This window comes from Crateriforma spongiae (assembly GCF_012290005.1).
Classification (GTDB): Bacteria; Planctomycetota; Planctomycetia; order Pirellulales; family Pirellulaceae; genus Crateriforma; species Crateriforma spongiae.
Genome location: NZ_JAAXMS010000002.1, coordinates 768,428 through 793,685, shown reverse-complemented (window position 1 = coordinate 793,685; position 25,258 = coordinate 768,428). Strand labels below are relative to the sequence as shown.

Annotated in this window: 17 protein-coding genes; 11 read left to right on the top strand and 6 right to left on the bottom strand. The window is 61.1% G+C overall.

Translation table 11 applies throughout. The features are described from left to right. Nucleotides 1-308 precede the first annotated feature (308 nt). Nucleotides 309-6,416 (top strand): DUF11 domain-containing protein, encoded by a 6,108-nt coding sequence (locus tag HFP54_RS07085; protein WP_168564546.1) that lies wholly within the window; start codon nt 309-311, stop codon nt 6,414-6,416. A 113-nt stretch (nt 6,417-6,529) separates the two neighbouring features. Here HFP54_RS07085 and mdoH read toward each other — a convergent pair whose 3' ends face one another. Both mdoH and HFP54_RS07075 read right to left on the bottom strand, forming a co-directional pair. Further along, the gene (gene mdoH / locus HFP54_RS07080; RefSeq protein WP_168564545.1) at nt 6,530-8,575 is read right to left on the bottom strand and encodes a glucans biosynthesis glucosyltransferase MdoH; all 2,046 of its coding nucleotides are present in this window, start codon (nt 8,573-8,575) and stop codon (nt 6,530-6,532) included. Then, nucleotides 8,553-9,062 carry a hypothetical protein gene (locus HFP54_RS07075; RefSeq protein ID WP_146410368.1) on the bottom strand — a complete coding sequence of 170 codons (510 nt, stop codon included), beginning with the start codon at nt 9,060-9,062 and terminating at the stop codon, nt 8,553-8,555. The genes mdoH and HFP54_RS07075 overlap by 23 nt, the downstream gene beginning before the upstream one ends. Before the next feature lie 708 nt (nt 9,063-9,770). Between HFP54_RS07075 and HFP54_RS07070 the strand changes: the two genes are divergently transcribed. The 6 genes from HFP54_RS07070 to clpX all read left to right on the top strand — a co-directional run bounded on the left by HFP54_RS07070 (nt 9,771) and on the right by clpX (nt 17,313). Next, nucleotides 9,771-11,168: a glucoamylase family protein gene (locus HFP54_RS07070; RefSeq protein WP_235951310.1), complete on the top strand. Its 1,398-nt coding sequence runs from the start codon at nt 9,771-9,773 to the stop codon at nt 11,166-11,168. A gap of 119 nt (nt 11,169-11,287) precedes the next feature. Then, nucleotides 11,288-13,000 carry a glucan biosynthesis protein gene (locus HFP54_RS07065; RefSeq protein ID WP_168564544.1) on the top strand — a complete coding sequence of 571 codons (1,713 nt, stop codon included), beginning with the start codon at nt 11,288-11,290 and terminating at the stop codon, nt 12,998-13,000. Between the two features lie 126 nt (nt 13,001-13,126). After that, nucleotides 13,127-14,143 carry a UbiA family prenyltransferase gene (locus HFP54_RS07060; RefSeq protein ID WP_146410370.1) on the top strand — a complete coding sequence of 339 codons (1,017 nt, stop codon included), beginning with the start codon at nt 13,127-13,129 and terminating at the stop codon, nt 14,141-14,143. A 67-nt stretch (nt 14,144-14,210) separates the two neighbouring features. Next, entirely contained in the window at nt 14,211-15,038 is an 828-nt protein-coding gene (locus tag HFP54_RS07055; protein WP_168564543.1) for a sugar phosphate isomerase/epimerase family protein, read from the top strand. Nucleotides 15,039-15,341: 303 nt separating this feature from the next. Next, nucleotides 15,342-15,620 carry an SHOCT domain-containing protein gene (locus tag HFP54_RS07050; protein ID WP_168564542.1) on the top strand — a complete coding sequence of 93 codons (279 nt, stop codon included), beginning with the start codon at nt 15,342-15,344 and terminating at the stop codon, nt 15,618-15,620. 412 nt (nt 15,621-16,032) lie between these two features. Further along, complete coding sequence (gene clpX / locus HFP54_RS07045; protein ID WP_146410373.1) at nt 16,033-17,313, top strand: ATP-dependent Clp protease ATP-binding subunit ClpX; 1,281 nt, start codon at nt 16,033-16,035, stop codon at nt 17,311-17,313. A gap of 254 nt (nt 17,314-17,567) precedes the next feature. On the opposite strand, the gene HFP54_RS07040 is transcribed toward clpX, so the two are convergent. Together HFP54_RS07040 and HFP54_RS07035 are read right to left on the bottom strand one after the other, a co-directional pair. Next, on the bottom strand, nt 17,568-18,551 hold the full coding sequence (locus HFP54_RS07040) for a DUF1559 domain-containing protein (RefSeq protein ID WP_196784417.1): 984 nt from the start codon (nt 18,549-18,551) through the stop codon (nt 17,568-17,570). Between the two features lie 468 nt (nt 18,552-19,019). Next, nucleotides 19,020-19,556 carry a hypothetical protein gene (locus HFP54_RS07035; RefSeq protein ID WP_146410374.1) on the bottom strand — a complete coding sequence of 179 codons (537 nt, stop codon included), beginning with the start codon at nt 19,554-19,556 and terminating at the stop codon, nt 19,020-19,022. A gap of 461 nt (nt 19,557-20,017) precedes the next feature. Here HFP54_RS07035 and rpmB point away from each other — a divergent pair, with 461 nt between their 5' ends. The 4 genes from rpmB (at nt 20,018) to HFP54_RS07015 (ending at nt 23,367) form a co-directional block, all read left to right on the top strand. After that, nucleotides 20,018-20,284, top strand: a complete 267-nt coding sequence (gene rpmB / locus HFP54_RS07030; RefSeq protein WP_145303833.1) for a 50S ribosomal protein L28 — start codon at nt 20,018-20,020, stop codon at nt 20,282-20,284. A gap of 2 nt (nt 20,285-20,286) precedes the next feature. Continuing rightward, nucleotides 20,287-20,592: an Asp-tRNA(Asn)/Glu-tRNA(Gln) amidotransferase subunit GatC gene (gatC, locus tag HFP54_RS07025; RefSeq protein ID WP_146439706.1), complete on the top strand. Its 306-nt coding sequence runs from the start codon at nt 20,287-20,289 to the stop codon at nt 20,590-20,592. Between the two features lie 96 nt (nt 20,593-20,688). Then, nucleotides 20,689-22,308: a Na+/H+ antiporter NhaC family protein gene (locus HFP54_RS07020; RefSeq protein WP_168564541.1), complete on the top strand. Its 1,620-nt coding sequence runs from the start codon at nt 20,689-20,691 to the stop codon at nt 22,306-22,308. 114 nt (nt 22,309-22,422) lie between these two features. Then, the gene (locus HFP54_RS07015) at nt 22,423-23,367 is read left to right on the top strand and encodes a hypothetical protein (protein WP_168564540.1); all 945 of its coding nucleotides are present in this window, start codon (nt 22,423-22,425) and stop codon (nt 23,365-23,367) included. A gap of 18 nt (nt 23,368-23,385) precedes the next feature. On the opposite strand, the gene HFP54_RS07010 is transcribed toward HFP54_RS07015, so the two are convergent. Together HFP54_RS07010 and HFP54_RS07005 are read right to left on the bottom strand one after the other, a co-directional pair. Continuing rightward, nucleotides 23,386-24,399 (bottom strand): dihydrodipicolinate synthase family protein, encoded by a 1,014-nt coding sequence (locus HFP54_RS07010; RefSeq protein WP_168564539.1) that lies wholly within the window; start codon nt 24,397-24,399, stop codon nt 23,386-23,388. A 27-nt stretch (nt 24,400-24,426) separates the two neighbouring features. Further along, complete coding sequence (locus tag HFP54_RS07005; RefSeq protein ID WP_168564538.1) at nt 24,427-24,939, bottom strand: thioredoxin fold domain-containing protein; 513 nt, start codon at nt 24,937-24,939, stop codon at nt 24,427-24,429. Nucleotides 24,940-25,258: the final 319 nt, after the last annotated feature.

Sequence of the window (25,258 nt, the reverse complement as noted above, 5' to 3'; positions counted from 1 at the left end):
CGGATGTCGACTTTGATCGTGCAATAGCCCGGGCTTCGGTGCGCGGCGAAACCCTCGAACCCGGCATCAGGCGAACCGCGGGTTGGTTCTTGTAGTGGTTGCTGAGAGGTTTGCCTGGGGGGATTGGCTGGCCAGGTTTTCCTAGTCCGGTTGTTTTGCGTAGGTTGCGTGGTCCACAATTTCGGCTTCTCTAGATTCGCCAGCTTGTGATGGTCCGTGGTGGACCGGCGGCTTGGCGGGGTTTTCGGACTCACGGGGGGCCGGTCGGTCGGCCCGCTGGAGACGAGGGATTGCCAGGGGGACCAGCGATGAAGATGCCGAAACCGCGACGCCGATCGTCGCGCCGACCACGTCCGTCCAACGCTCGCGTGTTGCGGCGTCTGATCGCCGAACCGCTGGAATTGCGGCGTTTGCTGGCGGCCACCGACTTGGCGATGATCAGTGGGCTGGTTTTCAAGGACGTCACCGGCGACGGCTTCACTGCCGGCGAACAGGTTTCCGGGGCTCAGGTCGCTCTGTACCGCGACAACGGCAACGGATCGTTCGATTCCGGTTCCGACACGCTGGTGACCACGGCGACGACCGGCACCGACGGCCGGTACACGCTGAACCGATTGACCGCCGGCAATTACTTCGTGCTGCAAGATGCCCAGACGGTCGACGGTCGAACGTTGCTGCGGAACGTGTCGCCGATGATCACGATCAGCGGGACCGACGTCGAAGGCCGCATCGTCCAAGTCGTCGATGATTTTGATCAGACACAACAGCAAGTCGTCGACACCACCAACGACGGTGTCCCGGTGACTAGTTCGGTCGCCGCGCCCGAGGCGATCGGCGGCGAACGCGATCTTTTCGTCAACAAGACCAGCGTCAACGGCGCGGTCCAGTTGGAAGTCGACAACCCGCTGTTGCCGAATCTGTTGACGTTTGATTCCTTGGCCACCGGTGATGGCGAACGGCGTGTTACCTGGGACGGACCCGACGGGGATGCGACGACGGTCGACGATACCGGGCTGGGGACGGTGGATTTGACCGATGCCGCCGATGCGATCGGATTGCAACTTCAGATCGGCGCCGATTTGCCGGGCGGCCAAGCGGTCGTGCGGATCTACAGTGACGATGGAAACGCGGCGACGGCCGAGCGATTCAGCAGCGCGACGCTGAACATCCCACAAACCGGCGGCGGCGTATCGTCGGCGGAATTCTTGCCGTTTTCCAGCTTCGTGGCGGCGGCCGGCGGCGGCGTGGACATCAACAACGTCGGCGCGATCGAACTGGAAATCACCGGATCGGCCAACGTCAACGGGACCGCGGAATTGGTCGGGACGGTCGGGCAGACCGCGTTCACGGCGGATTTCGATAACTTCACGCCGACCATTGATCTGTCGTTGTCCAAAACGTCGGCCAGTGGCGAGGTCGCCGTCGGCGAAAGCACCACCTTTACCATCACCGTCAACAACGCGGGCCCGGTGGCCGCCACGGGGGTCGTGGTCCAAGACGTGTTACCCGCCGGCATGACGTTGGTGTCGCAAACGACAAGCCAAGGGACCTACAACGCAACGACCGGACGCTGGGAGATCGGCGACGTCGCGGTGTCGGCCAGCCACACGTTGTCGATCACCGCACGGATGGACACCCCGGGCACCAAAACCAACATCGCCGAAGTCATCGCGGCAGACCAAACCGACATCGACAGCACGCCGGGGAACGGTGCGGCGGGCGAAGACGACCGGGCGACGGTGTCGATCTTGTCACCGCAAATCGATTTGTCGATCGCCAAGACGGCCAGCGATCTGTCGCCCGACGTCGGCCAGAACGTGACGTTCACGGTGACGCTGTCCAACGCCGGTCCGGATACGGCCACGGGGGTTACGGTCCGTGACGTGTTGCCGGCCGGATTGAATTTCGTTTCCGCGACGCCCAGCCAGGGCAGCTACGAATCCGGGACAGGCGTGTGGACCGTCGGCAGTGTGAATGCCGGCTCCGGTGCAACGCTAAGTATCATCGCCGGCGTCACCGCGGCGGGATCCATTCAAAACGTCGCCGAAGTTTTGGCGGCCGACCAACCCGACGCCGACAGCACGCCGGGTAACGGCGCGATCGGCGAAGACGACTTGGCCACCGTCACGCTGGACCCGCAACAAATCGATCTGTCGCTGATCAAAACGGTCGACAACGCGGCGCCCAATCGTGGTGACAACGTGACCTTCACGATCACGCTTAGCAACGCCGGTCCATCCGCGGCCACCGGCGTGATCGTTCGTGATGCGATTCCCGCGGGGCTGACGTTCGTGTCGTCGGCACCGTCGATCGGCAGCTACAACACCACCACGGGCCAGTGGGTTGCCGGCACGGTGGCGGCGGGCACCAGCCAGACGTTGCAGTTGGTGGCGCGTGTCGATTCGGTCGCCGTCGCGACCAACGTGGCGGAGGTCATTGCGGCCGATCAGACGGACGTCGACAGCACACCGAACAACAACGTGCCGGCCGAAGACGACCAGTCCAGTGTCGTCGTCACACCGGCCAGCGCGGACTTGTCGTTGACCAAAACGATCGACAACGCGGTCGCCAACGTCGGCCAAAATGCGACGTTCACGATCGCGGTGCAGAACGACGGTCCAAGTGTGGCAACCGGTGTCCAGGTGACCGACTTGTTGCCGGCGGGCATGTCGTTCGTGTCGTCGTCGCCGTCGCAAGGTGGGTACAACGCGGCGACCGGATTGTGGGACGTCGGCACGATCGGCGGCGGGGCCAATGCGACGCTCGCGATCGTGGCTCAGGTGCAATCGTCTGGAACCAAAACGAACACGGCGCAGATCAGTGCGGCCGATCAGTTCGACCCCGACAGCACACCGGGAAACAACGCACCGGCCGAAGATGACCAGGCCTCGGTCAATCTGGTCCCGCCGACTATCGATCTGTCGCTGGGTAAAACCGTCGACCAGGATCGGCCCAACGTCGGCGATACCGTGCGGTTCACCGTTTCGGTCAGCAACGCGGGACCGGACGTGGCCAGCGGTGTGGTGGTTCGCGACGTTTTGCCGGCGGGATTGACGTTTGTCGGCGCTACGCCGGGGGCCGGGATCTACGACGTGGGGACCGGCCAGTGGAATGTCGGCGGGGTCACCAGTGGCCAGACGGTCTCGCTGGCCATCGACGCCACGGTGACCGGGACGACGACGATCAGCAACCAAGCGGAAGTCATCGCGGCGGACCAGTTCGACATCGACAGCACACCGGGTGAAGGTGGCGAGGGGGAAGACGACATTGCCAGCGTTTCCATCACTCCGGCCAGCGCGGACTTGTCGCTGACCAAGACGGTCGACAATGCCACCCCCAACGTCGGCGAAAACGTCAGCTTCACGGTGACGGTGTCCAACGCGGGACCCGACACGGCGACGGGGGTGGTCGTGCGCGACTTGCTGCCGGCGGGATTGAACTTCGTCAGCGCGACGCCGGGGCAGGGGACTTACAACGCGGCCACGGGCTTGTGGAACGCGGGCCAGATCGCCAGTGGGGCGACCGGCACACTGGTTCTGATCGCGACGGTGACATCAACCGATGCTTTGACCAACACGGCGGAGATCACCGAGGCCGACCAACGCGACCCCGATTCAACGCCTGGTAACGGCAGTGCGTCCGAAGACGATCTGGCGACGGTGGGTGTTCGCGGCCAACAAATCGATTTGTCATTGACCAAGACGGTCGACAACGCCGCGCCGAATGTCGGCGACGAAATCACTTTCACGATCACGGTTCGCAACGACGGCGTGTCACCGGCGACGGGCGTCCAAGTTCGCGACATCTTGCCGGTCGGTTTGACGCCCCGCGGCACGTCGCCGTCGCAGGGCAGTTTGAATACGTCGACCAGTATTTGGACGGTGGGCGATTTGGCGGTCGGCGGCACCGCGACGATCGACGTGGTCGTTCGAGTCGATCAGATCCTGGAGATCGAAAACGTTGCGGAGGTCATCGCGGCAGATCAGCCTGATGCCGACAGCACCCCGGACAACAACATTGCAGCCGAAGACGACCAGGATGCGGTCACCGTACGGACGCCGGTATCGGATTTGAGTCTGGTCAAGGGCGTCGACAACGACCGGCCGAATGTCGGCGACGTGGTCATCTTTGATTTGACGGTCACCAACGGCGGGCCCGATCCGGCGGTCGGCGTGGAGGTCACGGATTTGCTGCCCGAGGGGATCGAATACATCAGCAACAGTTTGAGCCAGGGCAGCTACAACGCCACGACCGGCATTTGGACGATCGGCAATTTGGCGGTCGGATCCACGGCAACGCTGGGGCTGCGCGGTCGCGTCAGTGCTGATGCCGCGGATCCTTTGGCGGCGAAAACCAACACGGCGGAGATCACCGCGGCGGGCCAAGCGGACAGTGATTCGACGCCGGGCAACCGCAATCCAGACGAAGACGATTTTGATCAAGCCACGATCACGCCGATGGCGATCGATCTGTCGTTGGAAAAGACGGTCAGTGACGCGGCACCGTCGGTCGGCGGCACGGTCACTTACACCGTGACGGTTCGCAATGACGGCGATGATCCCGCCACAGGCGTCCAGATTCGCGACCGACTGCCCGACGGTGTGACCTTGGTCAGCGTGAATGAATCGCAGGGATCGTTCAACGCGGCAAGCGGCGTGTGGGCGGTCCCACAGATCGACGTCGGCGGATCGGCGACGCTGCAACTGGAGGTCTTGGTGGATTCACCGGGAACGCTGGTCAATCAGGCAGAAGTGATCGCGGCGGATCAACTGGATCGTGACAGCACGCCGGACAACGACGTCGACGGCGAAGATGATCAGGCGGACGTGACTCTGGTGACTCAGCAGGCCGATCTGTCGCTGACCAAGACCGTCGACAATGCGACGCCCGGTGTCGGCGAGGAAGCCGTCTTTACCCTGGAAATTCGTAATGACGGACCTGATGCGGCCGAATCGATCGTCGTCCGAGATGTCTTGCCCAGCGGCCTGGGGTTCTCCGGTGCAACGGCAAGCTCCGGTTCGTACAACGCGTCCAACGGCCAGTGGTCGATACCCGCATTGGCCGCTTCGCAGACGGCGACACTACAGATTCGCGTCACGGCGGATTCGGTCGGCGAGAAGATCAACGTCGCGGAAATCATTCAGTCCAGCGAGTTTGATCCGGACAGCACACCGGACAACGGATTGGATGACGAAGACGATTACGCCACCGTTTCACTGTCGCCTCAATTGGTCGATTTGGCCCTATCCAAAGACGTCGACGAAGCCCGGCCCACACGAGGCCAGCGTGTGACGTTCACGCTGCGATTGACCAACGACGGACCGTCCCGGGCCACGGGGGTTCAGGTCCGCGATGTGTTGCCCGATTCGTTGACTTTTGAAAACGCCTCGGCGAGCGTCGGCAGTTACAGCCCGCTGTCGGGGCTGTGGACGATCGATTCGCTTGACGCCGGTGGCGAAGTCACGTTGGCGATCGAAGCATTGGTCGGCGATGTCGCGGCGGCGTCGAACGTGGCCGAAGTCATCGCGGCGGATCAGCCTGATGCCGATAGCACGCCCGACAACGACGATGAAGCGGAAGACGATTTCGCACGCGTCGACTTGGAAACGCAGGTGGCCGATCTTTCCGTCGCGGTGGCCGCCGACCGGACTTCGGCCAACCAAGGTGATCCTGTGATCTTTACCGTCACCCTGGACAATGCGGGACCCGATGCGGCGACGGATGTCGTGGTTTCGACCGTGTTGCCCGCCGGATTGGTGTTTGCCGAAGCTCAACCGTCGGTTGGCACCTACGACCCGGCGACCGGTCAGTGGTCGGTTGATTCGCTGGTCGACGGATCTTCCGCGACGTTGCGATTGCTGACCACGATCGACGGTCGGGACGTTCAGTCCGTGACGGCGGAGGTCAGTTCGGTTCGCCAGTTCGATCCCGACAGCACGCCGGGCAACGGGGTGGTCGGCGAGGACGATTTGGACGACGCGGCCGTCACGCCGGTGCTGATCGACGTGTCGGTGACCGGGACGATCGATAACGATGAACCACTGGAAGGCGACCGTGTGACCATCGAATTCACCGCGACCAACGACGGACCCGACGGGGCGACCGGGCTGGTGTTGGAAACGATGTTGCCCGATGGCATGTCGTTGGTCAGTGTCCAGGCGGGACGCGGGGCTTATGACACCGCCAGCGGGACGTGGAATTTGGGTTCGCTGGCCGCGGGCCAATCCGGCACCCTGACGTTCATAGCCGTGGTGGACGAACGCGGTGTGAAAACGATGCCGATCGAGGTGGTGGCGGCGGATCAGGTGGACATCGACAGCACGCCGGGCAACGGCGGAGTGGACGAAGACGACCGGTTCGAGTTGTTGATCCGGGCGCCGCGGTTGTTGACCAAGCGGCTGTTTTTGGCGCGTTGATGGGTTGGCCCGAGGCCGGCCGGTGGGGCGGGGGATGGGGTTCCCGAGGCCTGACGGCCGGCGGCTAGGGAATTGGGGTCCCGAGGCCTAACGGCCGGCGGCTCAGGGGGAGATTAGGCGCTCAGGCGTGACAGGCTGCCGACGTGCATTTGCCGCAGCAGCCCGACGTCACACAGCATGCGACGCTGCAAAGGTGCCGGGATTTCGTCGATTCCGATGTCGTAGTGTCGCAGCACTTCGTGTCGGTCTTCGTCGGACAAGGTGACCGCACTTTCGCTGGCCGAGACGACTTGTTGGTGGGTCAACAGAAACGCGGGGTCACGCAACAGTCGGTGCAACGCACGCTCCGGTGCAGTGTCCTGTTTCGGTGAAACGTTTTGATCCAACGCGACTTTGAAATCGTCGTACAGCCGTGGCGAATCGGTTTCCTCTGGGATGATCAGCAGTCCCAAACGCTGCATCGCAACGCCAAGGCCTCGACTGCCCAACATCATCGCCAGCGGGATCGCCAACAACCAACCGGCCAAGATCGGAACAAACCAAGGCAACAGCGGCGGGGCGGCGTAGGCGACCGCCGCGGTGGCCAGGATGCCGATCGCCGTCATGCCGCCGAAATCGCTGGCCGCTTGTCCCAGTGTCACGCCGTGTTCGTCACGCTGTTGGGCACCCCAGTGGACCTTGCGGCCGCGAAGGGTGGAGACGACGAATCGGCTATGCAGCACGGCCATGATGGGTGACAGCAGCACCGACATGACGGTTTCCAGAACCGCAGACAGCGCGACGCGAATCGCACCGCCGAATTGCGTGGAACGTCCCGACAGCCAGATTTCCGCCACGCCATAGGCTTTGGGGATCAACAGCATGACCATCGCGACGCCGAACAACGCGAAGCGTCCGAAACGGTCGAACCAATCCGCCGACGCGACTGGTTGATCCAACGCCCGTCCGGCCAAGCACGTCACGGTGAACAGGATCCAAAGTGGCGATGCCACATAGGACATCACGCCGCTGGCGAAGTGCAGTCGGCTGACCGGGTGAAAGCCTTCGCTGACGACCAATCGGCTGTGTTGCAAATTACCTTGACACCAACGCTGGTCGCGCTGGGCGTAATCGGTCAGCGTCGTCGGGCATTCTTCGTAGCTGCCGGCCAGATCGGTGGCCAAGCGAACTTTCCAGCCACGGCGAACCATCAATGCGGCTTCGACAAAATCGTGTGACAGGATTTCACCGCCCAGCGGCGCTTGTCCGGGCAACACGGGCAGATCGCAGCACTGACAGAACGCTTCGACGCGAATGATCGCGTTGTGTCCCCAGTAATTGCCTTGGTCGCCCGCCCAAGCATCGAAGCCTTCGACAAAGACCGGGCCGTACGCCTGCGCTGCAAACTGCTGAAGACGTGCAAACAACGACGCGCGTCCGATCGGTGCGGGAGGAACTTGTAAGATCCCCAGCCGCGGATCGGCATCCATTCGCCGTGTCATTTCGAACATCGCCGATGGCGACATCAAGCTGTCGGCGTCCAATACGATCATGAACGGATAGGGCTGGGACCAACGGTGACAAAAGTCGGCGATGTTGCCCGCTTTGCGGCCCTTGTTTTCGTTGCGGTGTCGATAAAACACGCGGCACACTTCTGACACATCGGCCGGCAATCGGTCCCGCAAGCTTGCCCAAGTTTGTTCTTCGGCCAACCAAGTGTCGACGTTGGTGCTGTCGCTGAGCACGAAAAAGTCGAACTCGATCCCCGGGTTGTGGGCCGATTCTCGGGCGATTCCGCGCATCATCGCTTCGATCCGCGCGAACACGTCGTCGGGCGATTCGTTGTACACCGGGACCAGCACCGCGGTTTTCAGCGGCTGTTTCGGCTGTCCGTCGCGGGACCATGTTGGACGCGACGCGGAAAAGACGCGGCGACAAAACCCAAAAGTCGCGACACAAAACGAAAACGCGATCCAAGTCCACAGAACGGCGAACAGGGCCGCCGATGCCGCATCCCAGAAACCGAGTTCGCCCCAGTCAAATCCACGTTCCGGTCCGCCCGACGCGACGCTGCGGACATAGGCGGCAATGCCCAGGACCGACAGCACGAACGTGGCGGCGCCGATCAGCCAACGCGCCGCGTGGGTGCCGGCGGCATCACTTGCTGTGTCGCGCGTCATCGTGACTCCAGTGGTTCGAAGGAACGCGAACGGAACCGGTCGACAAAATCCAGCGTCCCAGCGTGGTCGATTGCAGTCGCGCCACCCACCAATCGATCCGCAGCGGTCCGATCAGACCGGGGGTGGTGTTGGTGACCAATGCGCGGGGCTGGATCGTGGGAATGACAACTTGTTGCGTCGGAGTAGACGTTTGTTGGTGTTTGGTGGCGACGGATTCGAAGGCCAAGTCCAGCGTCAGGCCGGACAGTCGTTCATCGTCGATTGATCCCGCGTCGCCACCGGCGTTCAACCGTTGCCGAGCGGTTTCGACCAAGCGGTGGCATTCATCACGCAACACATCGGGGTGATGGATGCCGCAGTGCCGCAAGTAATTCGCGGCGGCGATCAGGGCGCGATCGATCGCGGATGCCGGCGAATCGCTCGTCCGGGCATCGGCGGCCGGGGGGGCAATGGTCAGGGCGCCAGTCGGTTCGGTCGTCAGATTCATGGCTTTCTCGACTGAAACAAAACAGAAAAGAGGGGGAGAAAAGTTGCGGTTTGCGGTCGTTCGGTTCGCGTCACGTCTGAAAGGGAAACGGTTGCGTCGCAATGAGAAGTTTTGGAATCTTGCGAAACCCGTGACTCCGGTGCGACGTTATGTTCCCTTCAGAAAATCGGCGTTCGGGCCGGTCACCTCAACCTATCTTTTGGCGGTTCTGCGTCGCCGGAAAAGCCGGATCTGGCGCCATTGTGTTTAAGGGCAAACGCAAGGGCGTTCGGGCATTCCAACGATCGATGGTTCCACCGTGCGACAAACGTGAATTTGTGAAGTAAACGGCATCAAAACTGTCGGTTCTGACGGTCGCAAAACCCATGCCCAAAAATCGGATCTTGGCGCGGTGGTGAGGCGGGCAGCGGAGATTCCAGGTGCCGTGATCGCGACGCCGTGTGGGTGGCGAATCCCGGGAAACGCAGCAGCCGTGAAGACCGGAAAGGCGTAAAGGGCGGGTCGCAAGATTCAACTTGTGAATTCCATGCGAAGCCACTATCGTGCGGTCCCGTCCCGTTGGTGCCGATGTTGTGTTGCCTAGGCTTCCGTTAGGCGGTTAGCAAACTGGGCTAACGCGGACAGTTCCCGCCTGTTTCGATCCCCACCCCCCCGCCTCCGGTGCATCCCCTTGCGCCCCGGTTGCCCCCGCCTTCGATGGTGCCGGAAATGTTTCGACGACGCTTTCTTTTGTCCGGCGCGGCCGCCGGTTCGACGCTGATTGGTGTCGGTACGCCCGCTTGGATTGCCGCGATCGAGTCATCGGTGAACGATGATCTGCCAGTGCGCCGGTCCGATGGTCGGTGGCCGGGGCAAAGTCGCGACATGCGGGACGGCGGAATGACCGAACAACAGTCAGCGTTCTTGGACGATTTGCGTCAACGCTGTTACCAGTACTTTGTCGACGCCGCCGATCCGGACACGGGGCTGATTGCCGACCGCGGACGCGTTGACGGCAGCGGATTCAGTGATCACGCCAGCATGGCGGCATGCGGCTTCGGATTGTCCGCCCACGCCTTGGCAGGCCAGAACGGTTGGGTCAGTCCCGGTTTGGCGCGAGACCGCGTTGCCAAGTTGATGGTGTCGCTTCGAGATCGCGTCCAGCATGAACGTGGCTTTCTGTACCACTTTGTCGACCGACGCACGGGGCGTCGAGCGCTGCGCAGTGAAGCTTCGTCCATCGACACCGCATTGCTGATCGCCGGTGCAATGCACGCTCAGATGATCTACGCGAATGATCGCGTGATTTCCGATGCGGCGGACGAGATCTATCAGCGGGTCGATTGGCGATGGTTGCTGGGCGACAACGATTGTTTGCACATGGGGTACACGCCGGAGATCGGCATTTTGCCGGCTCAGTGGGACACGTTCAGCGAGCTGACGATTTTGGTGCTGCTGGCGATCGGTGCACCGCAGTCGCCGATCCCGGCACGGTGCTGGGAAGCGTGGCAGCGGGGGCCGGTGCTGCACCACCAGGGGCAACCGTTCATGTCGTACCCGCCGTTGTTTGTTCACCAGTATCCGACGGCGTTCTTTGATTTTCGGCGTCTGGTGTCCGCCGGGGGCCGCAGTTTTTGGCAGAACGCCCAGGTGGCCCATCGCGCCCATCAACAATTCATGAAAGATTTGGCGACCGCGGATCCGCATCGCATGGGCCACTACGGCGAAGACCTGTGGGGGATCACCAGCAGCGACAGCGCCCACGGGTATCGCGACTGGGGCGGACCCTATCACGACGGGCCGGCGCGACCGGATCGTGGCATTGATGGGACGATCGTTCCCAGTGCGGCGGGCGGAGCGTTGGCGATTGTGCCACAGTCGGCAATGCACACGTTGCAATATCAGCGACAGGCCTTTGGCGACGCCGTCTATGGTCGGTATGGATTCGTCAACGCGTTCAACCCGGCCAACGGTTGGGTGAACCCCGATGTGATCGGTATCGACACCGGAATCACCCTGTTAATGGCGTCCAATCTGTTCGGCGATCAGGTTTGGAGACCCTTCATGCAGCATCCGGCCGCACGGCGTGCACTGTCGCTGGCCGGTTTCCGCGCAGCGGCGGCCTAGGCGGCAGCGGCGGCTTAGTCGGGCGCGCGGGGCACGGTAGACGGATTGCCAGATCTGGCAGCGTGGGCAAAATGCATCGGCTTTTCTGATGCTTCTGCTCCTCATTCGGTGCCTCGTTGATGCGTTTCTTTCATGCTCCGGTGCGGTGGTTGGTTTATGTGGCGTGGGTGCTGTTGTTGGCCCAGACCACGACCGCAGCCGATGACGCCGTGGTCAGCCGATTTGCACCGACCGCCGATGGCGGGACGACCTATCTGGACCAATACATCAAGGTTCGTGATTTTGATGATTTGAAATCGCTGGCACAGTCCGCGTCGTTATATGACTGTGTTCCGACCGACCCGTTGCCCCAGCCGTTGGACTCGTGGAGCTATGACGATTACATCAAAGTCGGGTTTCGTCATCGTCGCGCCACGTGGTGGAATCAAGGCCTTCCGTTTTGGTTCGAAACATTTCATCGCGGCTTCGTCCAAGTCGATCGTGTCGAACTGTTCACGCTGATCCCCAGTGCCGGGGACCAACCGATTTGCCAACGGATCAAGTTCAGCAAGAAGGACTTTGAATACCAATCGCCGTTGGAGGAATCAGCGATCCCGGCCGCCGGACATGCCGGGGTGAAATTGATCGGACAGTTTCCCGGGACCGACCGCGCCGAAGAAGTCTTGAGCTTTTTGGGTTCCAGTTATTTTCGCGGACGCAGCGGTGACTGTGTTTATGGGGCGTCGGCACGCGGCATCGCGATCGATATCGCGATGCAGAAGGTGGAGGAGTTTCCTGACTTTCGCGCGTTTTGGATCACGCTGCCCGCCGCCGAGGATGATTCGTTGACGATTCTGGCGCACTTGGACAGCCCCAGTGTCAGCGGCGCGTATCGGTTCCGCTTGTTTCCCGGCGAAACCGACACGCGGTTGTCGGTGGAGGCCGAGTTGTATTTCCGCCGCGTACCGGACAAGGTCGCCTACGCACCACTGACCAGCATGTGGATGTGGGGCGACGGATTGAAAGGGCCCCCCAAGGACGCCAGGCCTGGTGTGCATGACAGTGACGGATTGTTGATCCGGACCGACCAGTTGCAGTGGCGTTGGCGTCCGTTTGCTCGCCAGGATTACCCATCGGTGACGTCGACCGAGGTCGAACAGTTGTTGGGCTTTGGATTGATCCAGCGGAACCGTGCATTCTTTCATTACGACGACCACAACGCGCGGTACGACATGCGTCCCAGTTTGTGGGTGGTCCCCAAAAGGCCTTGGACCGAGGGATCGATTGAACTGTTGGAATTGCCCGGCGCGCATGAAGGCGTTGATAACCTGGGCGCCTATTGGTTACCAAAGGAAACGCCGGAGGTGGGCCAACCGGTGAATCTGGAATACGACATCCATTTCTTTGCCGGCGATCCGCCGCAGCACAACGCGCTGGCCCGGGCCACCAATCTGGACGTGACACGACCGGATCGATCGGTTCCGCCGAAACAGGCGGAGTCGTCCGAGCAGGATGCGGCCGACGCGCGGGCGACTGACACAACAGTGGCCGATGCGGTGATCGGGATCGAAGTCCGGTTTGCCGGTCCGTCGATTCGTGGGCTTCCAGCCGATTCGCCTCCGCAAGCGCAAACATCGGCGGTGCGTGGTGTGATGAAAAACCCAACGCTGAAGCGGACCGAACAGGGCGATTGGATCTTGCGGGCCGAGGTGATTCCCGAGGGCGATGGCCCGGTGGAATTGGAAGTCCAGTTGATCAGCGCGGGTGAACCCGTGTCGGAACAGTGGACGTACCTACTGCCGCCTTGGGAACCGTCGTTTGTCTATCCGGCGGTCTACACCCGCCAGGAATAGTCGCAGCGGTTGTCGGCGATGCCTTCGGTCAGGGGGGTTGCGGTGTGGACGCATCCTGTGTCGGTCATACCGCAGGGTGTCTACACTGGTCGGTTTGTGATTCCGACCGTTGAATGAATTTCCGATATGGCATCCCGCACCGAATCCGCCAGCCAAGCTGACGGGGATCATCGCCCACAAAATTCTGTTTCCCGGCCCACGTGGTTGGCATGGGGGCAGTTGGTGCGTCTGCCCAATGTGTTCACGGTCTTGGCCGACGTGGCGGCCGGTTATTTGATCGTCGCCGGTGGTGCCGAACCGGTACCGCGTTTTGTTTCGGTGTTGATTGCCGGGGTGCTGTTGTACTGGGCCGGGATGATTTTGAACGACGTTTTTGACGTCCAGAAAGATCGCCAACAACGGCCACAGCGTCCGTTGGCATCGGGCGCGATCAGCGTGTCGGTCGCACGTGCGGTCGGCATTGCCATGTTGGTCGGTGGCGTGATCGTCGCGGCAGTGGCCGGTCAGTTGGTGGCAGACGATTCGGCCCCGGCGGTCAATTGGACACCGGCAATGGTGGCGGCCGCCTTGGCGGTGTCGGTGCTGTTGTACGACGGACCGCTGAAGGCGACGCCCGTTGGGCCGTTGGCGATGGGAATGTGTCGTGTGCTGAGTTTCCTGTTGGGCGCCGCGCCCCATTTCGCGTCTCCGGCGGAATTCCCGACTTGGTTGCTGGGCATGGCAGCCGGGATGGGCATGTTTGTGATGGGGGTGACCACGATCGGACGACGCGAAGCGGAAAAGACGATTGATGGATTCCAGCCCAATCTGTGGACCGGGACGATTGTGGTCGCGCTGGGCGGTGCGATGATCGGTGTCGCGCCGCGTCTGGATATCAACGCGGTTGCCTGGCAATTGTCGCCCGCCGGTCCGTTTTTGTTGTTGGTGGCCATGGTTGTATTTCCGGTGGTCGTCCGAGGTTTCCGCGCGGCGCGGTTGGGAACGGCCGATTCGATCCAATCGGCCGTCCGCAGCGGTGTGTTGACGATCATTCCGTTGGCCGCGGCGATTGCCTTTTTGGGCGCCGGGCCGTTTTGGGGTTTGTTGATCTTTGCGGGCGTCATGCCGGCGCTGGGGCTGTCACGATACTTTCGGGTGACCTGATGCGATCGCCAATTTGCGTCCAGCGGACCACCGAGACCCGGCAAATGGTTTGGGGAGCGGCCGCAACGTGAACGTCGGATTTCATGCCGCCGCTATGCCGTGGCACGACGACGCAACGGCGTTGGGATGGCTTGCCCAAATGGGTTACCGCGTCGTGGCATTGATCCCGCGGCGTAACGGATTGCGGTTGGCCGACGACGGCGCCGTGGCTGACGCAACCCAGTTGAATGTCTTGGCCGGTGAACTGGGGGTGCAGCTTTGGCTGTGTTTGGAAGGCCGCTTCATTGACGATCCGCATCGTCCCGGTTGGCCGTCGCTGGCCAGTGAAGACCCCTGCGTTGCTGATCGATCGTTGGAACTGGCAAGTCGTTGGATCAAGGCCGCCGCCAGCATCGGGGTGACGACGGTGACGTTTTGCTGTGGCAGCACCGGCGGGACAACCGAACGTCATGACGAAGCGGTCTTGGATCGATTGGCCCATCGGATCGACGTGTTGTTGTCGCTGGCCGATCAAACGGGAATCGCGTTGGCACTGCGGCCCGAGCGGGGCGGGGTGGTGGCAACGACGATTCATTTTGATCGGCTGCGGCAATGGGTCCGCCGGCCGGGGTTATTGAAACTGTGGGCGGACGTGGACGTGATGCTGCAGACCGGTGAAATTCCGGTGGCGGATCGGCTGGCCCGTCACGGTGATTGCTTGGCGGGTTTGGTGATGGGGATGCATCACGTCACGGCCAGTGAATCGGCGGGGTTGCGATTCGATCCCGCAATCATGCTGGACAACTTGTCCGGGACCGGATTCGACGCACCGGTGATTTTCCAGATGTCGGCGGCGGATGATCCGCTGCGATGTCCCTACGATTCGGCGGTCCGGTTCATGCGTGGAAATGTCTGAACGGCTAAACGCGGCGGTCCCTTCGGTGCGGCGTCGGATTCGCGACAGATTGACGTTGGCTGTGGGCTGTGAAACGTCGTAAACTACGTGAAACACGAAATTCTTGCGAAATCGCGTTCCCTTTCCTGGACCACGTTTACGGGACACTCCTATCATCTTTTTGGGCGGAGGACGACGCGGGGATCGACGGGCAAGATTGAATTGCGACGACGACCAAGCGACGACGCATTGTTGACGAATGCAACGGTGTGACGTCCCGACCGGATCGGTGGGATTGTGACAGATTTGTTTAGCACATCGACGATGCAGTCTGTCGGCTCCTTATTGATCTTGGCCGTCTTGATTGCTGCCGGATTTTATCTGGTGTCAATCTTTCGCGACTACGCCGCCAACGACCAGGAAACCGAAGTCGACGTGCTTGCTAACTTGCGAGAAATGCATCGCAAGGGTGACATCAGCGACCAGGAATTCCGAAAGATAGAATCCATCACCCAAGGTCAAGTTTCAGGGAGCCAACCATCCGCGTCGTCCGACAGTGACGACCCATCCGGCGAAACGTCGCCCACGTCATCGAATCAGTGAAATCGGATCGACCCGGCTTTTTGGTGCCTTGTGCACCGGAATCCGAATGGACCGCCAGAACCACCACTTTGACGTGGCCACCGTGACGCCGACCGACCGATGCAGGTCAGGCGGATGATTGATTCCTTGGAATTGACGCCGGTGAAAGACAAACGGCCGAACGTGGCCCGGGTGAACCTTCCCTTTTGTTCGCTCGGGCAACCCAGCAAAACTAGCGTAGGCCGACCCGATATTTAAAACCCAATCCACCACCAAAGTTTGCCGCGGGTCGTTGATGACCCACGTTACAAACCCACGTGGCTGATCCTTCCCTCGCCGTCCGCCGCCGAATCGTTTTTTCAAAACGTCGGCGGCGAACGGCGGTCTCGGTCGGCCGTGGCGACATTGGCGTGGCACAGCCTAGGAGTCGTGTATGCCCTCGAAGGATAATTCCAGCTCACGCCGCGGAAGTTCGGCCAGCAAAAAGAACGCGTTCTGTTCGTTCTGTCGAAAGAGCTATCGCGACGTCGGGCCGTTGGTCGAAGGACCAGGCGACGTTTACATCTGCAGCGAGTGCATCGAGCTGTGCCAGTCGATCTTGGATCAAGAAGAACGACGGCGTGGTCCCAGCAAAGCACTGTTCAGTGAGATCCCGTCGCCGCGTGAAATCACCGAGCACTTGGATCAATACGTCATCGGCCAAACGGCCGCCAAGCGTGTTTTGGCCGTCGCCGTCCATAACCACTACAAACGGTTAAGCACCGAGTGGGATGGCGGCAGCGAAGTCGAAATTGAAAAGAGCAACATCCTGTTGGCCGGCCCGACCGGCAGCGGCAAAACGCTGTTGGCCCGTTCGCTGGCGCGGATGCTGAACGTTCCCTTTGCGATCGGCGACGCCACGACGTTGACCGAAGCGGGGTACGTCGGTGAAGACGTCGAAAACTTGTTGTTGAAACTGTTGCATGCGGCCGACTTTGATGTCGAGGCTGCCCAACGCGGCATCTTGTACATCGACGAAGTCGACAAGATCGGACGCACCAACGGCAACGTTTCGATCACCCGTGATGTGTCCGGCGAAGGCGTTCAGCAAAGCTTGCTGAAGATGCTGGAGGGAACCGTTGCCAACGTTCCGCCACAAGGCGGGCGAAAGCATCCCGAACAGCAATACATCCAAATGGATACCAGCAACATCCTGTTCATTTGTGGCGGGACGTTCGTCGGGATCGAAGAAATCATCCGCAAACGCTTGGGGCATCGTACCCTGGGCTTTGGCGGTGGGTCGAGCGTCCGCAACGAACAGTCCACCGCGGAACTGTTGGCCCAGGTCGAAACCGAAGACATCCTGCAATTCGGTCTGATCCCCGAATTGGTCGGACGTTTGCCGGTGGTCAGCTACCTGCAACCGCTGGACGAAGAAGGCTTGGTACGAGTGATGAAAGAGCCCAAGAACTCGATCATCAAACAGTACAAAGCGCTGTTCGAGATGGAAAACTGCGAACTGAATTTCACCGACGAAGCGTTGCACTATGTGGCACGCCAAGCCCTGGACAAGGGTGTCGGAGCTCGTGGGCTTCGCGGCATCTTGGAACAAGTGATGTTGGACATCATGTACGACCTGCCCGAACAAGAAGACGGCAGCGTTTACACGATCGACGAAACCGTGGTCAGCGGGTCGCGCAAGTTGTTTCAAATGCCGACCACCAAAAGCGCCTGATCTGGACCAGTGAATCCGATGGTAGGCAAATGCCATCGGATTTCAGATCAAACGAATCTCGCCTGGGCCCGCCGATGCAAATGTGTCGGCGGGCCTTTTATATGAGTCGCAAAAATTGCCGTTCACGCATCGCCGATCAAGCAACGCGACCGTGATGGACGTGTCCCAAAGATCGCGTCTCAGTGATCAAAGTCTCAGCGATCACCGTCTCGCAGTCGAACGATCGCCGGCAGGTTGCCAATTCGTTGGGACGCTTAGAAGCTGGACATCTCAACGACTTCGCGACCGTTGCGTGAACCGATCGCCAAGCGGATCGCTTCGTCCAGTTGTTCGGTGATGTAGCGAACCGAACCGTCGGCCATCGCGACGTGAACGCCGCCGGGGTGATAGCTGCCGATGCTCATCTGCAGATGATCGTTGGGCACACGTTCCAGGTTGATGCCGAAGTACAACGACGCCAGGGCTTCGGAGAAATCGCGTCCGTTCAAGTCATCGAAGTCGGTGTGATACAGCATGAAGTGATCACACACGCCACATTGGGCGAAATCAATGAACCGAGTTTCGGCGACCATCACCGTGTTGCTCAGACCGTCGGTGACCGAAGCGAAGGAAAGCGGCGGCATCTCCGGTCGATTGTCACAGAAATTCGATCCGCTGCTGCGGTGACAAAAATCACAGGCCTGGAACAGGCCGTTGCCCGATTCCATCCCCAGCCGTCCGGTGATGGAGTAGTTGTTGTGAATCACATCGCTGCCGGCATTGCCCAGATAGCTGTTCAGCGCGCGACCGGTGATGCGTCCCATGGATTCGTTGAACACGGTGGGACCGAACTGGGACGGACAACGAAACGTCGGCAACGCGCTGGTGGCCAGCAACCGAAAGTGTTTGCTGTCTTGGTCGTTGCCGGTCGCGTAGCCCGGTTCGCCATAAGGGACGATCGACGCCAACGACGCTTCGCCGATATTGGGCAAGATGTCGGTCGTCCAGCTGGGGCCCCAGCCGCCTTTGGCACCCCACGGCAACTTTTGGTACGTCGCGTGATAGTTGTGAATGGCCAGACCGATCTGTTTCAAATTGTTCTTACAGGAAGTCTGGCGGGCGGCTTCCCGGGCCGCTTGAACGGCGGGCAACAGCAACGCGACCATCACACCGATCACGGCGATCACCACCAACAGTTCCACCAACGTGAAACCAGCGATCGGGCGGCGGGCGGCGAAGGGGTGAAGGGACGTTCTCACGCGGACTGTTCCGGTCGACGCGGGCGGGGATGGATCCGACGTGGTTGCATTCGTTCGAGCCGGCGTGATCTTGGCCGGTCGGTTTTGGGCGGCCCATTCATGGTCGGCCGCTGACAGGTGCCGGCGGGTCGCCGGCCCCGACGGCTCGATCATTACGGGAACGATCCGGACTTGGATCGCGCGCCGGACCCCCGATCGTGGTCTCATGCCCGATCGAGGCATTTGGAATCGGGGAAACAGCTGTCCGCTGTGACCGGGAACGCCGCGTGCGAGTTCGACCGGTCGCCGGGTGTCCCTTCCCCCACGGTGGGCCGTCATCGCGGCCCTACAGTTTATCTTCGTCCGTGCGGGGGCGTCCAGAAACAAAACACGGATTGTGTGGTGTCGGCGATGATGGGGCGATGTCGGAATTTTGGGTCGAACCGACCGCCCAGAAGCCCACAGAAATTGGCACCCGCAGGAATCGGCTTACAGCAGGCCGACCATTTCCATCAGACTGTTCAGACTGTCGAATTTCCGCTCACTGACCTGAAGCCGGTCACCCGCACGCAGGGCATAATCGCTTTCGGGGCGGACTTGATCGCCGTCCTCGGACATTTTCACTGCCATGGGAATGCCCGATACGGAATCGCTGGTGTATCGATACAGCGTTGCATCCACGGCACCGATCTTGGCCAGCACACCGGTCTGTTGCAGCAGGGTGCTGACGAAGACGCTTTTTTGTCCCGGCGGCAGCGGCAAGACGCGGGTCGGCTGTTCGTCCCCGACAACTTCCAGGACGATGGCGTTTTCACGTTTGGCCTGGCGGACTCGCTGGTACATGTCCTGGGTTGCCGTGCCGGCCAGTGTGACGCCTTCACCGATCGGTTGATATGGCACATCGGGGGCCGGCGGTTTGAACGCCGGAATCGACAAAGAACTGCATCCGGTCGTCAAAATGGCGGCGAACAGCAGCGCGGCGACCGGCGCGGAGCGTCGGATCTGGCCGGTTGAAAATGCAATCATCGGGTTCGTCTGCCTGAACGTGGCGGTCCGGGGTGGGAAAATCTGTGTGGGGGACGATCACCCGGGACGCATTGGTGTCGCGTCGACGACATTGCGGCCTGGGCGGTCTTGGGGAAAGATCGGCACTTTGACGACGACACTTTGGCCAATCGCGACTTTCCTGATGGAATTTTTCAAGTCGAACGACTTTCCAAACGCGACCGGCGGATCGGACTGACTCCGATAGAGGGGGGGCGGGGCTGGCCGACCGGTTCGGCGATCGATGGATCCCGTCCCAGTGGGCACTGATTTACCGATCGGACCGCGTGAGCCCGCGAATTTGCCACGCCGTGGGCCCGGTTCACCCCGGCGGGTCCGGTTCACCTGGTTTTCCTGCTTTTCCCCGATCGGACAACCGGCTATGATCCCGCGTTTGATCCAGACCAAAAATCAATCATCCCAGCGCCAGAGAAGAAGAAAACATGGCCCGGAAGTGTGAAATCTGCGGTAAAGGTGTCCAAATGGGCAACCGCATCGAAACGCGTGGTAAGGCGAAGTACTTGGGTGGTGTCGGTACGAAAATCACCGGCAAGACGCGTCGCAAATTCGTTCCCAACCTGCAAAAAGTCCACGTGACGCTGCCCAGCGGCGCGAACAAGTCCATGCGTGTGTGCACCCAGTGCCTGCGTAGCGGATCGGTCCGCAAGACGGTCAAGACCAAGCCGTTTGACGTTAGTGGCGCTAAGTAGCCATGGCGTTGTCCGAAGACGACGTCCGCCAGCTGGCCAAGCTGGCGCGTTTGCAGCTGAGTGACGATGAGGTCCACGGGATCGCACCCCAACTGGAGTCGATTCTGGGGTTCGTTCAGCAATTGTCAGAACTGGACACCGATGATGTGCAGCCGATGACGACGGCTTTGGACGTCGAAAACCGCTGGCGTGACGATCAAGTTCAGCCCAGTCTGGGCACCGATGTGGCTGTCCGGACGGCACCGTCCAGCGACGGCGAGCACTTTTTGGTCCCGCCTGTACTGGGTGCCGGCGGCACTCGTAAATAGATCCCGGGCCGAATCGAGTCGCCCAAGCTGGACTTTTTCGGCACCGGATCGTTGGCCCTCTGATCTTTGGCAGCGTGCCGGAAGTGACCCCGATTCATGGCCGATGCGAGCTGGCTGAGTCTGCTGCCGCCCGTCGTTGCGATCGTCCTGGCCATCGCGACCGGCCGCGTTTACATCTCTTTGACCCTCGGCGTCTTGTCGGGGGCCGCACTGTTGGCGACAGGGCAACCGGATTCGACCGGCACCCTGGTTTGGGTGCTGGCAACGATCGAAATCTTCGTTCGGTCCCTCTGGCAATCCGTGACTGATTTCTATCACCTGCAGGTCTTGGCGTTCAGCCTGTTGCTCGGTGCGATGGTGGGCGTCTTGGAAAGTGGCGGGGCGATTCCCGCATTACTGCAGCGGATTGCCCAACGAGTCAGGTCGCGCCGGGGGGCCCAGTTGTTGATCAGCTGTTCCGGCTTGGCCATCTTCTTTGACGACTATGCCAACACGCTGATGATCGGCGGCGCCTTTCGTTCGACCGCCGATCGATATCGAATTTCGCGGGCACGTTTGGCCTATTTGGTGGATTCCACTGCGGCGCCGGTGGCTGGATTGGCGTTGGTCAGCACTTGGGTGGCCACAGAGATCAGTTATCTGCAAGAAGGTCTGCAACAGTCTGGTTGGCCGGATACCGATCGGACGTTTGAGATTTTTGTGGCGTCGGTTCCGTATCGCTTTTATCCGATCTTGGCCATCGTGATGGTCATGTGGACGAGTATTTCGGGACGGGAATACGGCCCGATGGTGTCGCAGCGCCCGCATCGGTTGCCGGAGACACCGGACGATGAATTCGATGTGGGGTGCTCCGGTGCAACGAATGGTTTGATGGTTTTATTGGCCGCCGTGCTGCCGGTGGTACTGTGTGTCGCCGCCGTGTTGGCAACATTGATCCAGACGGGATGGCCACAGGAACCGTTCCCATCGTCCATGTCAGGGCTTCAGCGTGTCGGGACAATCATCGGAGGCGGAGATTCGTATTTGGCGTTGGTGGTCGGCGGTGGCGTCGGATTGGTATCCGCATGGATCGGCGCAGCGGTGATAAAAATGTGGCCGCTGCGTCGTGTGGGGCAGGGGGCCTTGGTGGGTGCCGGACAGATGTTGCCAGCGATGTTGGTGCTGTGGTTGGCGTGGGCACTGTCGGGCATGACGTCGACCGATCAACTGAACACCAGCGGATATTTGTCATCGATGCTCAGCGACACCATGGACGTGCGGTGGTTGCCGACGGTGACTTTTTTGCTGGCCGGGGTCGTCGCGTTTTCGACCGGAACCAGTTGGGGCACGATGGCGATCCTGACACCGATCGTGGTCGCATTAGCGATTCGGATGTCGGGATTGGCCAATGACGGGGACGTCGATTTGGCGGAACATCCGATCTTTCTGGCGACGTTCGGATCGGTTTTGGCGGGCGCCATCTTCGGCGATCATTGTTCACCGATTTCCGACACCACGGTGCTGTCCAGTCGTGCAAGCGGCTGCGATCACATGGTCCACGTCCGGACACAGATGCCGTATGCGATCACCGTCGGCGTGGTTTGCGTGTTGGTCGGCACCTTGCCGGTGGCCGTCGGCTGGTCGCCTTGGATTTGCCTGTCGGCGGGTGCATGTCTATTGATTGGATGGGTCCGTTGGCTCGGCCGTCCGATGGATCAGGATGGCGTCGTGGACTGAACCGCTGGATTGACCTTGCGTCGTATCGGGCGATTTTTCTAACGGTCGACGTTGGACGATTCTCCGATGATGGAAGGTGCCGCTTTGCCAGGATTGCCATTCGTGCAGGATTCGATGAAACGTACCGCAAAGATTGTTGCTTTGGTCTTGGTCCTGACCTGGGTTGCCGACGGTGATCCGACGCTGGCCCAGACGCTGCGTCCGATCGGCAGCCTGTCGCGTTCTGCTGCGCCGACCACGGTTGCGCCGTCGATGTCGGCGTCGCCGGCCAGTCGCACGGCCTCGTCTGCCAACGTGGTGCCGGCCGGCTACACGGCGCCGGTCCAACGCGCGATGTTCATGCAGCAAGATGGATTCGGTTTACCCGGTTTTGATTCGACGGCGCCGGGCGGAACGCCCGGTGCGGGCGGCCCGGTGGCACCAGGCATTGATTCGCCGCCGTTGATGCCGCCGCCCAGTTCTTCGGCAACGCCAGCGCCGGCACCGCAAAGTGGGGCTCAGGGTTTTGCATCGCCGGGATCGGCCTCGCCGACTTTGCCACCGCCGGGGATGACGACCACACCATCATTAACACCACCGCCGTCGGCACCGCAGCGTAGTTTGCCCTCACCGCCGGCGACGACGTCGGTACCCGGGATGCCATCGACGCCACCGCCCGCATCGACGATCACCGGTGGCGATTACGCACCCATGGCGACACCATCGTTGGCGGGATCGGGCTATGCGACGATGGACAACTGTCCCAATATTTCCCCACCCAGTTCGTACACAGCGGCCAGCGGCTATGGATGCGGCGTCGTGCCGGCATCGGCAACCACCACGACGCCATACGTGCCGCCACCGGCACAGATCGCCACGCCCGCGGTGATGCCGCCGGCATCGACGGTGGTCGTCCAGCCGGTTCCCGTTGCGCCCACCACGGCGGCGCCCGCCGACGCGTTGATCAATCTGGGAAACCAAACAGTGCCGGTCCAAGTCGGACAAGGATTGTGGGGGCAGCCCAAGGCCTACGTGCCGGGACAATCAGTGCGGAACTGGATTCGCTACTTCGCACCCTAGCGGGCGGGCCTAGGCAACTTACCGGGCTTCGTCGCGGGTGACTTGAAGCTGGCGGATGACCGATTCGACGATCGATTCGATCGTCTCGCTGGGCAGCGATGCCTGCCGAGTCTGGTGGTCCGATGAATCATCGGTGACACGCCGGATCATGGCGTCAATCTGGTCTTGGCTGCGACGCACCGCCTCCTGTTGTGTCGCCGACAGAGTGACCCGCCCGCTGCCCAAATCCCAACCTCGGCTGCGCGCCCCGGCACGGAATCCGGCCGGAAATTCACCAAGAGAGATCATCGTGTCGAACAGGGGCACCAACTGGTACTGCAACTGGACCGCGGTGGCATAGTCACCGGCGACACACGCGCGATGGATCGCTCGGGTCAATTCGGGGACCACGCCGCTGGTCGCGTTGGTTCCGCCGTCGGCACCGACCAGCAACATCGGTGTCAGCACGGTGTCCCATCCGGTCAAGAAAGAAAAGTCATCACGCATCGGCCGAATCGCGGCGATCATGCGGATCATGTTTGGCACATCGCCGCTGCTGTCTTTGATGCCGATCACGCGAGGACATTCCGATGCCAGGCGGATGACGGTGTCGACGTCGATCGGCGAAGCGAAAAGCGGAATGTTGTACACCGTGACGTCGATCGACACGGCATCGGCGATTTCGCGAAAGTACGCATACACGCCTTCGCTGGACAGCCGATAGTAAAACGGCGCGACGATCGCGACCGCCCGGGCACCCATCGCGGCATAGGCTTCGCACGCTTCGATCGTTTCCCGCGTGTTGGCTTCGGCGGCGCCAGCCAAAACCGGGACACGTCCGGCAGCCTGGTCGATCACGATCTGTGCGATGTGTCGACGTTCTTGCGGTGAAAAACGGACGAATTCACCCGTGCTGCCGTTGGGGTAAATGCCGTCGACGCCGCGTTCAATCAGCCAGTCGACATAGGCACGCAAAGTGTCTTCGTCCACGCGGCCCTTCGCATCCACCGGCGTGATGTTGGGGGTCAAGATGCCAGAGATGCGTTGGTTCATCGTGGTGCAGCAAACAGTCGTTGGGGATCAACGGCTGGGCGTGCGTCCGCCGATCCGTTGATTCAAAAATGACAAAACGTTTTCCGGCGGCTGAAAGCCGTCGCGGTGCTGGACGACTTTGCCCTCGGGCGTGGCCAGCAGGGTGGTCGGGTACATCTTAAGCTGGATCCGCGACAAAACCGTGTCGTTGCGGCCCTTCTTTAGATGGATCGGAATAAACCGGCCCACCAGTTGACCCGCGATGCTGTCGTTGCACCAAGTCCGCTTTTCCATGGCCTGGCAATACACACAGTTTTCGCTGGTGATAAAGATCACCATGGGCAGCCCCGTTTTGCGTGACGCATTCCAACCGTCTTCCAAGCTCTGGTGCCATATCGGTTGCCCCTTGGAAGCCGTGGGCGACGTGACCGGCGGAAGTGAAGCCGAACTGGAACGATAGCCACTGGACGCCGGGGCAACGGACGCCGGCATGTCGGCATCGACCGGGACGCATTGAAACGCCCCTGCCAGCATCACAGCAATGCTGGCGAGTGTGAACATTGGCCGAGAATTTCGGCGCAGAGAACGGGGCTGACGTTTGGGGATCGCGCCGCGTTGGCATCGAACCCGTGCCGATTCTTTCAAGCACGTGAGCATGACATTGTTCGCAACAAAATGAGGGAATCGAATACTCCGCCCGCGCCCGCACCCGCTCGCGTTCTGCGTAGCGACGGTGCACCGCCCAAGTCTTTGATAAATGGAAGGCATGGGGCGTGTACGGCGACTGGCGAAAAGAAGCCGATTGGGCGGACAAGGCCAGTGAGGCTAGGGGATCCCCATCGTCAAAACAATCCAATGCGATATATCCGCCCCAAGAAGG

What these genes read in the sequence shown, in the direction of transcription:
- HFP54_RS07050 (WP_168564542.1), top strand. Translation starts at nt 15,342, where the DNA reads ATGCAGTCTGTCGGCTCCTTATTGATCTTGGCCGTCTTGATTGCTGCC.
- HFP54_RS07010 (WP_168564539.1), bottom strand. Translation starts at nt 24,399, where the DNA reads ATGAACCAACGCATCTCTGGCATCTTGACCCCCAACATCACGCCGGTG.
- HFP54_RS07075 (WP_146410368.1), bottom strand. Translation starts at nt 9,062, where the DNA reads ATGAATCTGACGACCGAACCGACTGGCGCCCTGACCATTGCCCCCCCG.
- HFP54_RS07015 (WP_168564540.1), top strand. Translation starts at nt 22,423, where the DNA reads ATGAAACGTACCGCAAAGATTGTTGCTTTGGTCTTGGTCCTGACCTGG.
- HFP54_RS07085 (WP_168564546.1), top strand. Translation starts at nt 309, where the DNA reads ATGAAGATGCCGAAACCGCGACGCCGATCGTCGCGCCGACCACGTCCG.
- HFP54_RS07020 (WP_168564541.1), top strand. Translation starts at nt 20,689, where the DNA reads ATGGCCGATGCGAGCTGGCTGAGTCTGCTGCCGCCCGTCGTTGCGATC.
- clpX (WP_146410373.1), top strand. Translation starts at nt 16,033, where the DNA reads ATGCCCTCGAAGGATAATTCCAGCTCACGCCGCGGAAGTTCGGCCAGC.
- HFP54_RS07035 (WP_146410374.1), bottom strand. Translation starts at nt 19,556, where the DNA reads ATGATTGCATTTTCAACCGGCCAGATCCGACGCTCCGCGCCGGTCGCC.
- HFP54_RS07070 (WP_235951310.1), top strand. Translation starts at nt 9,771, where the DNA reads ATGTTTCGACGACGCTTTCTTTTGTCCGGCGCGGCCGCCGGTTCGACG.
- HFP54_RS07065 (WP_168564544.1), top strand. Translation starts at nt 11,288, where the DNA reads ATGCGTTTCTTTCATGCTCCGGTGCGGTGGTTGGTTTATGTGGCGTGG.
- gatC (WP_146439706.1), top strand. Translation starts at nt 20,287, where the DNA reads ATGGCGTTGTCCGAAGACGACGTCCGCCAGCTGGCCAAGCTGGCGCGT.
- rpmB (WP_145303833.1), top strand. Translation starts at nt 20,018, where the DNA reads ATGGCCCGGAAGTGTGAAATCTGCGGTAAAGGTGTCCAAATGGGCAAC.
- mdoH (WP_168564545.1), bottom strand. Translation starts at nt 8,575, where the DNA reads ATGACGCGCGACACAGCAAGTGATGCCGCCGGCACCCACGCGGCGCGT.
- HFP54_RS07060 (WP_146410370.1), top strand. Translation starts at nt 13,127, where the DNA reads ATGGCATCCCGCACCGAATCCGCCAGCCAAGCTGACGGGGATCATCGC.
- HFP54_RS07005 (WP_168564538.1), bottom strand. Translation starts at nt 24,939, where the DNA reads ATGTTCACACTCGCCAGCATTGCTGTGATGCTGGCAGGGGCGTTTCAA.